The sequence below is a fragment of the Hydrogenophaga palleronii genome (assembly GCF_031457455.1).
Taxonomy (GTDB): domain Bacteria; phylum Pseudomonadota; class Gammaproteobacteria; order Burkholderiales; family Burkholderiaceae_C; genus Hydrogenophaga; species Hydrogenophaga palleronii_A.
On the sequence record NZ_JAVDWU010000003.1, the window covers coordinates 50,679 to 63,326 of the forward strand.

The 12,648-nt window shown below is 67.3% G+C and carries 10 protein-coding genes; 8 read left to right on the forward strand and 2 right to left on the reverse strand.

The genetic code is table 11. The features are described 5' to 3' along the window. Positions 1 to 171: 171 nt before the first annotated feature. Positions 172 to 1,443 (reverse strand): MgtC/SapB family protein, encoded by a 1,272-nt coding sequence (locus tag J2W49_RS07840; protein WP_310313981.1) that lies wholly within the window; start codon positions 1,441 to 1,443, stop codon positions 172 to 174. A gap of 103 nt (positions 1,444 to 1,546) precedes the next feature. Here J2W49_RS07840 and J2W49_RS07845 point away from each other — a divergent pair, with 103 nt between their 5' ends. After that, the gene (locus J2W49_RS07845) at positions 1,547 to 3,046 is read left to right on the forward strand and encodes an AMP nucleosidase (protein WP_310313984.1); all 1,500 of its coding nucleotides are present in this window, start codon (positions 1,547 to 1,549) and stop codon (positions 3,044 to 3,046) included. 195 nt (positions 3,047 to 3,241) lie between these two features. Next, positions 3,242 to 3,391, forward strand: coding sequence for a nucleotidyl transferase AbiEii/AbiGii toxin family protein (locus J2W49_RS07850; RefSeq protein WP_310313987.1), 150 nt, complete (start codon positions 3,242 to 3,244; stop codon positions 3,389 to 3,391). A 99-nt stretch (positions 3,392 to 3,490) separates the two neighbouring features. Here the strand turns inward: J2W49_RS07850 and J2W49_RS07855 are convergent, their stop codons facing one another. Further along, the gene (locus J2W49_RS07855) at positions 3,491 to 4,198 is read right to left on the reverse strand and encodes a response regulator (protein WP_310313990.1); all 708 of its coding nucleotides are present in this window, start codon (positions 4,196 to 4,198) and stop codon (positions 3,491 to 3,493) included. A gap of 364 nt (positions 4,199 to 4,562) precedes the next feature. On the opposite strand from J2W49_RS07855, the gene J2W49_RS07860 reads away from it, so the two are divergent. From J2W49_RS07860 to J2W49_RS07885, 6 genes are all read left to right on the forward strand, one after another. Further along, positions 4,563 to 6,011 (forward strand): efflux transporter outer membrane subunit, encoded by a 1,449-nt coding sequence (locus J2W49_RS07860; protein WP_310313992.1) that lies wholly within the window; start codon positions 4,563 to 4,565, stop codon positions 6,009 to 6,011. 32 nt (positions 6,012 to 6,043) lie between these two features. Then, on the forward strand, positions 6,044 to 7,417 hold the full coding sequence (locus J2W49_RS07865) for an efflux RND transporter periplasmic adaptor subunit (protein WP_310313995.1): 1,374 nt from the start codon (positions 6,044 to 6,046) through the stop codon (positions 7,415 to 7,417). Further along, positions 7,414 to 8,157 (forward strand): ABC transporter ATP-binding protein, encoded by a 744-nt coding sequence (locus J2W49_RS07870; protein WP_310313998.1) that lies wholly within the window; start codon positions 7,414 to 7,416, stop codon positions 8,155 to 8,157. Before J2W49_RS07865 ends, J2W49_RS07870 begins: the two co-directional genes overlap by 4 nt. Before the next feature lie 328 nt (positions 8,158 to 8,485). Then, positions 8,486 to 9,691, forward strand: coding sequence for an ABC transporter permease (locus J2W49_RS07875; protein WP_310314000.1), 1,206 nt, complete (start codon positions 8,486 to 8,488; stop codon positions 9,689 to 9,691). 161 nt (positions 9,692 to 9,852) lie between these two features. Continuing rightward, complete coding sequence (locus J2W49_RS07880; RefSeq protein WP_310314002.1) at positions 9,853 to 12,135, forward strand: xanthine dehydrogenase family protein molybdopterin-binding subunit; 2,283 nt, start codon at positions 9,853 to 9,855, stop codon at positions 12,133 to 12,135. 7 nt (positions 12,136 to 12,142) lie between these two features. After that, entirely contained in the window at positions 12,143 to 12,610 is a 468-nt protein-coding gene (locus tag J2W49_RS07885; RefSeq protein WP_310314005.1) for a (2Fe-2S)-binding protein, read from the forward strand. Positions 12,611 to 12,648: the final 38 nt, after the last annotated feature.

Sequence of the window (12,648 nt, forward strand, 5' to 3'; positions counted from 1 at the left end):
TCGCTGCCCCCCGAGGGGGCTGGGCCTGCCTTGGAGGCGGCCCGGCGGCTGGCCCGTTGCCCCCACGCTCTGCTGCCACGCGGGTCGCTGCCCCCCGAGGGGGCTGACCTTGCTTGGGGCGGCCCTGCGCTGCGGTCGGTCCGTTGCCCCCACGCTCCGCCGCTGCGCGGGTCACCCCAACGCGATCAGCGCCACCGTCATAAGGGTGTGCACCCACAGGCCAGGTGCCAGCCACGCCAGGTAGCGCCAGCCACCAGCCACCCCGGCGGTCACGCTCTTGCTGCCAGCGTGCACAACCAGCGCCAGCATCAGGGCCTGCAGGGCTGCGCCGTCGGCGCGGGGTGCGGCCGAAGCGAACACCGCCGACAGGGCCGAATGCAGGTCCACGAGCGCACCCAGCAACGCACCCACCACCAGCCCTGCCTCGCCCTGCCAGAGTTGCAAGGCATGCACCATGGCCTGAATGCCGGACAGCAGTGCGGCCACGGCGGCTGCGCCGCGCAGACTGAACATGCGATCGCCGGGTTTGTCGTCTGGGTGGGTGGTCGCCTTCTGTGGTGCCGATTCCGGGGCCATGGCAGCCACATTGACGCCGCCCCTGACCAACCACCAACCCCAGGCCAGCGCCAGTGCCACGCCCGCGAGCGCCGGCAACCACAGCACTGCCAACCAGGCCGGTCGCACGGCCGACGCCACCAACAGCAAGAGCAGCAACGTGGGCACACACGACAGCAAGCCTCCGCCGGCCATCAGCCGTGCGCCCGACCGGCCCTCGCGCACCGCCAGCCCCATCGTCGCGATGGTGGCCGTGCTGGAGACAAACCCCGATGCCAGCGCCGACAGCGCCACCGCATGACGCGCCTGCAGCAGGCGCCGGCACAAATGGGCCAATGACTGCACCGCCAGCAGCAATGCCAGCAACTGCAGGATGGTGTGCGGGTTGAGCACTTCGCCCCAGAGCGGCCGGTCCGGCGCCAGCGGCAAGGCCATCAGCACCAGCGCGGCCAGCAGGATGCCGTCGCGCACCTCGCCCGGGCGCAACCAGTGGCGGGCAAAGCGGTGCAGCTTTTCGCGCCCAGCCAGCAAGGCCGTGAGGCCCACGGCCAGACCCGCCGCCAGCGTTAGGCTGGACGCGCACAACACTCCGATCAGGTAGGTCAGCAGCAGGGCCACCTCGGTCGTCACGCCCGGGTCGTCCGAGCGGTCGTTCCAGTAGGCCACCACCCCCAGGGCCGCCACCAGGGCCGCGCCGGTCACCACCAGACCGTCGATCCGGGTCAGTGCAGTGGTGGCGCCCATCAGGCAGGCCACCGCAAACGTGCGCAGCCCGGCGAACGCCCGGCCAGGCCCATCGCCCTTGCGCCGCTCCCGTTCGACGCCGATGAGCAGTCCGCAGCCCAGCGCCACGCTCAGCACGGTGGCCGCGCGGGCCAGATCGCTCATTCCGGCAAGGTCGGAAGCTTCAATTCCCAGCACCAGAGGTTCTCCACGATGCCAAGCGCATGGCATTCCATCCCATGACATGCAGCAGGGCCAAAATAGCGCCATGCACAAGACACCCCACTTTACCGCCCCTCTGTTTTTCAGCGATCCTGCCGCCGCCCTGGCCCAGGTGCAGCGCATCTACCTCGACGGGGTGGATTTCCTGCGCACCGCCATGCGAGAGTTTGTCGACGGCAATGACGCCGGCGGTCAGCAGCGCGTGCGGGCTTGTTACCCCTTTGTGCGGCTGCACACCCACAGCGTGATGCGCCAGGGCTCGGTCCCCAACAGCCGCCTGAGCTACGGCTTCGTGGCCGGCCCGGGTCGGTTTGAAACCACGCTGACCCGACCCGACCTTTACGCCAACTACTACCTGGAGCAGTTCGAACTGCTGCTGGCCAACCACGGCGGAGAGCTCGAGGTGGGCACCAGCGCCCAGCCCATCCCCATCCACTTCTCGTTCGCCGAACACGACCACGTGGAAGGCACGATGAGCGCGGCGCGGCGGGCCCTGATGCGCGACGTGTTCGACCTGCCCGACCTGGCCGCCATGGACGACGGCATCGCCAACGGCACACACGAGCCGCGCCCGGGCGAGCCGCACCCGCTTTCGCTGTTCACCGCCCCGCGCGTGGACTATTCGCTGCAGCGCCTGCGGCACTACACCGGCACCGCGCCCGAGTGGTTCCAGAACTTCGTGCTGTTCACCAACTACCAGTTCTACATCGACGAGTTCATCAAGCTCGGCCACGCCGAAATGGCCGACCCGCAGAGTGACTACATCGCCTTCGTGGAACCCGGCAACGTGGTCATGCGTCGCACCGGCCTGCCCGCCGAAGTGGGTGACGAGCTGGGCCACGCGCCTCCCCGGTTGCCGCAGATGCCCGGTTACCACCTCATGCGCGCCGACCGCACCGGCATCACCATGGTCAACATCGGCGTGGGACCGGCCAATGCCAAAACCATCACCGACCACATTGCCGTGCTGCGCCCGCACGCCTGGCTCATGCTGGGCCACTGCGCCGGGCTGCGCACCAGCCAGCAACTGGGCGACTACGTGCTGGCCCACGCCTACGTGCGCGAAGACCACGTGCTCGATGAAGAGCTGCCACTGTGGGTACCCATTCCCGCGTTGGCCGAAATCCAGCTGGCCCTGGAGGGCGCCGTGGCCGACGTGACCGGCGTGCCGCCAGCCGAACTCAAGCGCATCATGCGCACCGGCACCGTGGCCAGCACCGACAACCGCAACTGGGAACTGCTGCCCGACAACATGCCCCAGCGCCGCTTCAGCCAGAGCCGCGCCGTGGCGCTGGACATGGAGTCCGCCACCATCGCCGCCAACGGCTTCCGCTTCCGCGTGCCCTACGGCACCCTGCTGTGCGTGAGCGACAAGCCCCTGCACGGCGAAATCAAGCTGCCCGGCATGGCCAACCACTTCTACCGCGAACGGGTGGACCAGCACCTGCGCATCGGCATACGCGCGGTGGAGCGCCTGCGCGAAGGCGGGCCAGACCAGCTGCACAGCCGCAAGCTGCGCAGTTTTGCGGAGGTGGCGTTTCAATAAGTGGGTGTGTGCTGCTGGCGGAGAAATTGCCCCCCGGTCGAGCAAGCCCCTATCAAAGCCTTCACCGTAGGGCGTCTCTCAGATTCCTGTTTGTCCGAAATCCGTGCAACTTTTCGGACAAATAGAAACTCACTGCTTCACCACAAGCCTCGCGCACCCACGCCCAACAGCCTGGACTCGCAGCTGTCACGCCGCGTGCAACGCAGCGTAAACGGCGCGGTCTTCAAGCGCGGCACTTCTCTGTCCAAGGTGTCTGGCGTGATCAACCGATTTTCGGAAGACATCAACCTGTGCTTGGTGCTGACGTTCATGGCCGAGGCCGAACACTGGATGAATGCAGCTTGAAGCAATTCAGCTTTTGCTCCGAACAGGACACTTTTCCCCCTTCTACCGGTCAGGCGCAGCTGAATTGCCCTCACAAGGACAAACATCCAGGTCGACCCCTCACCCCTCTTCCTCATCCCCCTCGCTCAATGTCACCAGCAACTGCACCACCTCCGCACACTCTTCCTCAATCCGGCTGACGGCGCGGCGCCCCCCTGGCGCCAGATGTTCGTGCTCCTTGCTGCGCAGGTATTCGGCCTGCTCCAGAATCGCCGTCATGCGTTCGAAGAGTTCGGAGGTGATCGCATCGGTGCGGTTGGCAGATTGGGGAATCTGGGTGGCTTCGAATTCGGGGGGTGCCGTCGGGGCCTGATCAGTGTGAAACGCAAAGTCGCCTTCGGCATTGGAGGCCAGTTCGATGGTTTCCATTTCAGCGAACGCGAGCAGCTGCTCGACCCGCTCGCGGATGAAAGCCCGGTCGAACGGCTTGACGAAAAAATCCACCGCGCCCAGAGCCAGCGCCTGATCGCGGTACGACTGCTCGGTGTGCGACGAAACCATCACCACCTGCGTGCCCATGAGCCTGGGGTTGCCTCGCATGCGCTCCACCACCTCGTAGCCGCTCAGGTCCGGCATGTCGATATCGATCAGCATCAGGTCCGGCGTGTTCGCCTCCAGCTTGACCAACGCATCTTCCCCCCGCACGGAAAAATGCAGCTGGGCCAGGTCCAGCAAGGTTCTGGCCAACACGTGGACGACGCCGGGATCGTCATCGACGATCAGGATTCTTCGGCGTCTCTTGGTCTGGTCTGACACGGTGGTTTGCATCCGGTTGTCCCTTCATACGGCGATTCGATTCAATCCGTTGTTGAAACGGTATCACGATCGATCAAAAGTCCGAAATGCCGGACATGCGCTGATGCTGAACGTTTGCGACCCAGACGAAGCACGGAAAAGCCCGACATTTGCAGGCCAATCACGCGCAACACGCTCCAGACAAGCCGCCCACGACGTGCGCCACCACCGGCGCCCAGCCCATATGACCGCCCATGCATCCGCTCAAAGCCGCAGCGCTTTACAAGCGGTTCACAAACACGACACACCACGGACGAAGGCGCTGCGCACAATGACGCCAACGCAGCCCCTGCCTGCCCCCATTTCCATGCCACCACACCCCATCCCAACTCCTCCGATGCGCCTCGCTCACCCGGTGCTGGCACTCACTGCGGCTTTGCTACTGAGCGCCTGCGCCAGCCTCTCGCCTTCGGGCACCAGTCTGCCGGAGACCCCGCTGCCCGCCAATTGGTCTGCCCCGGATGGACCCCTCACCCAGGGCGCGTCTCCCACGGTGCTGGCGCAGTGGTGGCAGCGATTCGACGACCCGGCGCTCACCGCCCTGGTGACCCAGGCGCTGCAGGCCAACACCAGCGTGCGCGGCGCGCAGGCGGCGTTGTTGCAGGCCCGTGCCCAGCGCGATGTGCAGGCAGCAGCTCTGGGTCCTTCCCTGGGGGCGTCAGGCTCCGCACAGCGCAGTCGCACGGGCGACGCCGGCGCGACCAACCGCTTCCAGGCCGGGTTTGATGCGAGCTGGGAACCCGATGTGTTCGGCGGCACGCAGAGCGGGGTCAACGCCAGCGAGGCCGACACCCGTGCCGCCGAAACCTCGCTGGCCGATGTGCAGGTGTCGCTGGCCGCCGAGGTGGCCGTGACCTACATCGAGCTGCGCAGCTTGCAGACGCGCCTGGCCATCGCCCGCAGCAACTTGGCTGCACAAACCGAAACCCTGCAGATCACCCGCTGGCGCGTGCAGGCCGGCCTGGCCTCGTCGCTCGATCTGGAGCAGGCCGTGGCCGCCAGCGAGCAGACCGCGGCCCAGTTGCCGTCGCTGCAGACCGGTGTGGCCCAGGCCCTGAGTGGTCTCGCGGTGCTCACCGGCCAAGCCCCCGGCATGCTGGAAGCCACGCTGCAGGCCGGCTTGACGGCCCTAGCTCCCATTCCTCAGGCGCCGGCCACGCTGGCGCTGGCCTTCCCGGCCGACACCCTGCGCCAGCGGCCCGATGTGCGCACCGCCGAACACCGCATCAGCGCGGCATTGGCCCGGGTGTCTCAGGCCGATGCCGCGCGCTACCCGAGCTTTCGGCTGGGCGGCTCGCTGGGTCTGAGCGCCCTCACCCTGGGCACGTTGAGCAACGGCGCGTCAGTCGTGAGTTCGCTGCTGGCCAGCGTGTCGGTGCCGCTGCTGGATGGCGGTGCGGCCGTGGCCCGGGTGCGCGCCCAGGAAGCCGCACTGAAACAGGCCCGTGCCAGCTACCAGGGCACCGTGTTGGCCGCGCTGAAAGACGTGGAAGATGCGCTGGTTTCGCTGCAAGGCAACCAGGAGCGTCTGGTTCGCCTGCAGGCCGCCAGCGCCGCTGCGGCCAATGCCGAGCTGCTGGCCCGACAGCGGTATGAGAGCGGCCTGATCGACTTCCGTGCCGTGCTCGACACCCAGCGCACCCTGCTGTCCACCCAGGACAGCGTGGCCACCACCCAGGCCAACCTGAGCGCCGACCTGGTGCGCCTGTACAAGTCACTCGGCGGCGGCTGGACGCCCGAGACGGTTGACACCGGAGGGGTCACCGCTCCTGCCATCAGCCGTTGAGCAGTCCCTGCCTTTCCTTTCAGACACGCGCCATGAACAACAACACCCCCTCTTCCGCCACCGAACCGTCGACCGCGCCTGCTGCCAGCGGCACGCCCCCCTCCGATCTGGACACGCTGCTGGGCGAAGACCATGTGCCGCGCTGGTGGAAGCGTGCCTCGCTGTGGATCGGTGTGGTCGTCGTGCTGGCCATGGCGGGCGCCGGCTACACCTGGCAGCAACAGAAAAAAGCCAATGCGGCGCCGGTGTACGTGACCCATGCGCTGAGCCAAGGCAACCTCACGCTCACGGTGTCTGCCAATGGCACGCTGCAGCCGACCCGCGCGGTGAACATCGGCAGCGAACTTTCGGGCACGGTCAAGCGGGTTCTCGTCGATGTGAACGACCGCGTGAAGACCGGGCAGGTGCTGGTTGAGCTCGACACCGCCAAGCTCAACGACCAGGTGACGCGATCGCGCGCGGCCCTGGCCGCCACACAGGCGCAACTGGCCCAGGCCGGCGCCACAGTGAAGGAAGCGCAAGCCAGCCTGGCGCGCTTCGAAGAAGTGGCCCGCCTCTCGGGCGGCAAGGTGCCCTCGGCCACCGAGCTCGACACCGCTCGCGCCGCCGTGGACCGTGCCGTGGCCAACGAAGCCAGCGCAAGGGCCAACGTGAGCTCGGCCCGGGCCACGCTGGCCACGGACGAAACCAATCTGTCCAAGGCATCGATCCGCTCGCCCATTGATGGCGTGGTGCTCACCCGCACGGTCGACCCCGGCAACGCGGTGGCGGCATCGCTGCAGGCGGTGACGCTGTTCTCCGTGGCCGAAGACCTGTCCAGACTCAAGCTGGAGGTCAGCGTGGACGAAGCCGACGTGGGGTCGGTGCAGGTGGGCCAGCGCGCCAACTTCACCGTCAGCGCCTACCCGTCGCGCCGCTACCCGGCCACCACCAACCGGGTCGCCTTTGGCTCGACCAAGATCGACAATGTGGTGACCTATGTGACCACGCTGGATGTGGACAACACCGATCTGAGCTTGCGCCCCGGCATGACAGCGGCCGCCACCATCGTGGCGGTGGAGCGCAAGGACGTGCTGCTGATCCCCAACACCGCCTTGCGGTTCACACCGACGCAGGCCGCTGCATCTGACCGCTCTGCATCAGGCGGCAGCATCCTGTCGCAACTCATGCCGCGCATGCCGCGAAGGGGCGGCCAGCGCACCGCTGGTGAAACCCGCGACAGTGCACAAGGCGAGCGCAGCATCTGGGTGCTGCGCGACGGACAGGCCGTGCCCATGACGGTGCAGACCGGCATCACCGACGGGCGCATGACCGAGGTCAGCGGTGAAGGCGTGAGCGAAGGCCTGCTGGTCATCACCGACCAGCGCAGCAATGGCGCATCCGGGGCATCGAGGACATCGCGATGAACGGCGGTGTTCCACTGATCCGCCTGCGCGGCATCACCAAGGTGTATGGCGAAGGCAGCACGGCCTTCCAGGCCCTCAAGGGCGTGGACCTTGACATCGAGGCGGGCGACTTCGTGGCCATCATGGGGCCCAGCGGCTCGGGCAAGTCCACCGCCATGAACACCCTGGGCTGTCTGGACACGCCCACCACGGGCACCTACGAATTCCAGGGCGTGCCCGTCCAGTCGCTCGGGCGCGACCAGCGCGCGCGCCTGCGCCGGCGCTACCTGGGCTTTGTGTTCCAGGGCTTCAACCTGCTGGCGCGCACATCGGCACAGGAGAATGTGGAACTGCCGCTGATCTACCGCGGTGAACCGGCGGCTTCCCGCCATGCGGCGGCGGCACGTGCACTCGCTTCGGTGGGCCTCGCTGGCTGGGAGCACCACACACCGGCCGAACTCTCGGGCGGGCAGCAGCAGCGCGTGGCGATCGCGCGCGCCATCGTCACCCAGCCAGCGGTGCTGCTGGCAGACGAGCCCACCGGCAACCTGGACTCCCAGCGCAGCCAGGAAATCATGGAACTGCTCTGGCACCTCAACCACGACCAAGGCATCACCGTGCTCATGGTCACCCACGAACCCGACATGGCGGCCTACGCGCGGCGCATCGTGCGTTTCGTGGACGGCGTGGTCGAAAGCGACACGCGCAACCCCCACCCCGTGGGCATGCACCACAGCGCATTTCAGACGCAGGGGCAATGAGCCTAAAAACCGCAGTTGACCGCGCCATATCCGCTGGAGATGCCCATGAACACTGAGATTCTTGACCACGAAGAAGCCCACCTCATGGGTAAGGGCGCTACAGACCCGATTGAGCCGTCAGGGAGCGCACTGGCGGCGTTGCTCCTCCTTGCGGGCAACGGGCCAGCCGCTGGGCCGCCCCCAAGGCAGACCCAGCCCCCTCGGGGGGCAGCGACCCGCGCAGCGGCGGAGCGTGGGGGCAAGTCCCCCCCGCTGCGTCGTCGCGCCTTGCCAGCCCACCCCCTGACGGCCCACTCGGGTCCGTCCAACTGCAGTTTTTAGGCTGACCATGTGGCTCAACACCCTTTTGCTCGCGCTGCGCTCGATCCGGCGCAACCTCATGCGCTCGTTCCTCACGATTTTGGGCATCGTGATCGGCGTGAGCGCGGTCATCACCATGGTCACACTGGGCAATGGCGCCACCATGGCCATCCAGAGCCAGATCTCCGGCCTGGGCACCAACCTGCTGCAGATCCGTCCCGGGCAGCGCATGGGCCCTGGCGGCAGCGGCGGCGCGGCAGCCTTCAAGGAGAGCGACGCGGAGGCCATCGCCTCGCAGATTGGCGGCGTGCTGGCCGTGGCCCCCGAAGCACGCACCAGCGCCACCGTGGTCGCCAATGGCCGCAACTGGACGAGCAGCATCATCGGCAGCACCAACGACTGGCTCACCACCGGCAACTGGAGCATCGGCCAGGGTCGCGCCTTCACGGACGATGAAATGCGCGCCGGTTCGGCCGTGTGCCTGATCGGTGAAACGGTCCGGCGCGAGCTCTACGGCACGCGTCCGACCCTGGGCGAGCAATTGCGCGTGCGACAGATCTCTTGCGAAATCATTGGTGTGCTGGGCTCCAAAGGCCAGGGCGCATTCGGCAACGACCAGGACGACATGGTGCTGCTGCCCCTGAAGACCCTGCAACGGCGCGTCACCGGCAACACGCGGGTGAATACCCTGCTGGTGTCCATGGGTGACGGCAGCGACCCCGCCCGCGTCACCAGCAGCCTGACGCAGCTGCTGCGCGAACTGCGCAAGCTGGCCCCCACCGACGAAGACAACTTCAACGTGCTCGACACCAAACAGCTCGCAGAAACCCTCTCAGGCACCACGCGGGTGCTGACCACGCTGCTGGGCGCGGTGGCCGCCGTGAGCCTGCTGGTGGGCGGCATCGGCATCATGAACATCATGCTGGTGAGCGTGACCGAGCGCACCCGCGAGATCGGGCTGCGCCTGGCCATTGGCGCGCTGGAGCGCGAGGTGTTGCTGCAGTTCCTGATCGAAGCGGTGGTGCTGGCGGCGCTGGGCGGGCTGGTGGGCATCGTGCTGGCCACGGGGGCGTCGATCGGGTTGTCTGCCGTGATGAACGTGCCTTATGTGTTCAATCCGGGAGTGAACCTGCTGTCGTTCGTGTTCTCGGCCGGCATCGGCGTGCTGTTCGGTTATTTCCCGGCGCGCCGTGCGGCCCGGCTGGACCCGATCGAGGCGCTGCGCCATGAGTGATCCGGTCCGGGGGTCAAGAGGGTCACCGCAGGGCTTTGTCCCGGCCGCCGGTGCGGCGGTATATGCTGCACGCTCATGACGCTTGCGTCCCCCATGGGGCCGCCCTCTGAGGCGGGCGTGCCGCCTTGCCCCACCCACCATCCGGAACTCACAAAACACCCATGGCCTTGACGAGAAGAAAGTTCATTCTGGGCAGCCTGGCCGCCGGTGGAGCCCTGGTGGTGGGTTGGTCGGTGCTGCCACCGCGCCAACGCCTGCACACCGAGGAGCCTCTGGCCCTTCAGCCCGGGCAGGCGGCGTTCAACGGCTGGGTCAAGATCGCCACCGACGGCACGGTCACCGTGATCATGAGCAAGAGCGAAATGGGCCAGGGTGTGCTCACCTCGCTCTCCATGTTGCTGGCCGATGAGCTCGATGCCGACTGGTCGCGCGTGACCTACGAGATGGCGCCCATCGACAAGATCTACAACAACGTGAGCGCCCTGGTGGACGGCCTGCCGTTTCACCCGGACAACCAGGGCCTGGTGCGCCGTGCCGCCAGCCACCTGACCGCCAAGACCGTGACCCATCTGGGCGTGATGATGACCGGCGGTTCGTCCAGCGTGAAAGACCTCTGGCTGCCCATGCGCGAAGCGGGTGCTGCCGCGCGCCAGATGCTGCAGACCGCAGCGGCCCTGGGATGGGAAGTGGCCTTTGAAGATTGCCGCACCGAAAACGGCCAGGTGCTGGGCCCCAGCGGCCAGGTGGCCGACTACGGCTCGCTGGCGATCAGGGCGGCCGGGCTGCCCGTGCCTTCCACCATACGCTTGAAGAGCCCCGACCAGTTCAAGCTGATCGGCCAGCCCACGCACCGGATCGACAGCACCGCCAAGATCACCGGCGCCGCGCAATTCGGCATCGACGCCTTGCCCGCCGGCCTGCTGTATGCAGCGGTTCAGATGTGCCCGACCCTGGGTGGTCGTGTGACCCGATTCGACGCAGCCAAGCTTACTGCTGCCCCGGGCGTGCGCCACGCCGTGGCCGTGGAGCCGCTGTACGGTGGCACCGGTGGCGTGGCCGTGATTGCCGGCAGACCCTGGCAGGCACAGAACGCGCTGAAGGACTTCGAAGCCGAGTGGGACCACGGCGCCCTGGCCGGCTTCAACAGCGAAGCCGTGATGGACCAGTTGACCCAGACCCTGGACGATGGTGCCAAAGGCTTCAGCTACCACAGCACCGGCGACGTGGACGCGGCCCTGCAAGGCGCGGCCCGCATCGTAAGTGCCGACTACCAGGCCCCCTACCTGGCACACGCCACCATGGAGCCCATGAACTGCACCGTGCTGCTCAAAGACGGCCGGGCCACGGTGTGGGTATCGACCCAGGTGCCCAGCATGGCGCGCGACGCGGTGGCCGAGGTGCTGGGCCTGCCACCGGCAGCGGTCACGGTGCACGTGATGCTGCTTGGCGGTGGCTTCGGTCGCCGGCTGGAGGTCGACTTCATCGCCCAGGCCGCCCAGATTGCACGCGCAACCGAAGGCCTGCCCGTGCAGACCCTGTGGACACGCGAGCAGGACATGCGCCACGACTTTTACCGGCCGGCCTGCGTGTCGCGCTTTGCCGCGGGGCTGAACGAACAGGGCCAGCTGTTGGCCTGGAAGAACACCTCCGCCGGGCAGGCCATCGTGCCCCAGGTGCTCCAGCGGGGCTTTGGCCTGCCGGGCGGCGGGCCCGACAAGACCACGTCCGAAGGCGCTTTTGATCAGCCCTACGAGTGGCCGGCGGCACGCATCGCACATGAGGCGGTCGACCTGCCGTTGCAGGTGGGGTTCTGGCGCGCGGTGGGGCATTCGCACCAGGCGTTCTTCAAGGAATGTTTTCTGGACGAAGTGGCGCATGCCGTGCAGGCCGATCCGGTGGCCTACCGCGCCAGCCTGCTGCAGCGCCACCCCCGGCACCTCGCGGTGCTGCAGCGTGTGGCCGAAATGAGCCGGTGGGGTGAGACGATCGCCTCGGTGGCGGGCACGCCCGCCCGGGCGCGCGGTGTGGCGTTGCACGAGTCGTTCGGCTCCATCGTGGCCCAGGTGGCCGAGGTGTCATTGCGGCCAGACAACACGACTCGCGTGCACGAGGTATGGTGCGTGATCGACTGCGGCCTGGCGGTGAACCCGCAGCTGATCGAACAGCAGCTGGAAAGCGCCATCGTCTACGGTTTGTCTGCCGCCCTGCATGGCGAGATTCACATCGTCAACGGGCAGGTGCAGGCCACCAATTTCCACGATCAGCCGGTCCTGCGCATGAACGAATGCCCAGTGATTCAATGCGCCATCATGCCCAGCACCGAACCCCCTGAAGGCGTGGGCGAGCCTGGCCTGCCCCCCATTGCGCCCGCCGTGGCCAATGCCCTGTTTGCCCTGACCGGCCAGCGCCTGCGCAGCCTGCCACTGAGACTTGCACAAGCTTGAGACTTGCATGAGCACCACCATGACCCCCATTCAACTCAACGGCCAGCCCGTGCAGGTCGATGTCGATGGCGACGTGCCCCTGCTGTGGGTGCTGCGTGCCGAACTGCAGCTCACCGGCACCAAGTTTGGCTGCGGCATGGCGTTGTGCGGCGCCTGCACGGTGCACCTCGATGGCGTGCCCACCCGGTCGTGTGTGACCCCGCTGGCCAGCGCGGCGGGCCAGTCGGTCACCACCATTGAAGGCCTGCAAGGGCCGGTCGCCGATGCGCTGCGCGCCGCGTGGACGGAACTCGACGTGGTGCAGTGCGGCTACTGCCAGAGCGGCCAGCTGATGCAGGCCCACGCCCTGCTCGTGACCCACCCGCGCCCCACCGATGAACAGATCGACGAGGCCATGAGCGGCATCATCTGCCGCTGCGGCACCTACCCGCGCGTGCGAGCGGCGATTCACAAGGCGGCGGAACGGGAGGGGTAGTCGCGCATGCGATGCAATAGAAGGAGTCCGGCGAGGGA

What these genes read in the sequence shown, in the direction of transcription:
- J2W49_RS07880 (WP_310314002.1), top strand. Translation starts at nt 9,853, where the DNA reads ATGGCCTTGACGAGAAGAAAGTTCATTCTGGGCAGCCTGGCCGCCGGT.
- J2W49_RS07860 (WP_310313992.1), top strand. Translation starts at nt 4,563, where the DNA reads ATGCGCCTCGCTCACCCGGTGCTGGCACTCACTGCGGCTTTGCTACTG.
- J2W49_RS07840 (WP_310313981.1), bottom strand. Translation starts at nt 1,443, where the DNA reads ATGAGCGATCTGGCCCGCGCGGCCACCGTGCTGAGCGTGGCGCTGGGC.
- J2W49_RS07845 (WP_310313984.1), top strand. Translation starts at nt 1,547, where the DNA reads ATGCACAAGACACCCCACTTTACCGCCCCTCTGTTTTTCAGCGATCCT.
- J2W49_RS07875 (WP_310314000.1), top strand. Translation starts at nt 8,486, where the DNA reads ATGTGGCTCAACACCCTTTTGCTCGCGCTGCGCTCGATCCGGCGCAAC.
- J2W49_RS07885 (WP_310314005.1), top strand. Translation starts at nt 12,143, where the DNA reads ATGAGCACCACCATGACCCCCATTCAACTCAACGGCCAGCCCGTGCAG.
- J2W49_RS07870 (WP_310313998.1), top strand. Translation starts at nt 7,414, where the DNA reads ATGAACGGCGGTGTTCCACTGATCCGCCTGCGCGGCATCACCAAGGTG.
- J2W49_RS07865 (WP_310313995.1), top strand. Translation starts at nt 6,044, where the DNA reads ATGAACAACAACACCCCCTCTTCCGCCACCGAACCGTCGACCGCGCCT.
- J2W49_RS07855 (WP_310313990.1), bottom strand. Translation starts at nt 4,198, where the DNA reads ATGCAAACCACCGTGTCAGACCAGACCAAGAGACGCCGAAGAATCCTG.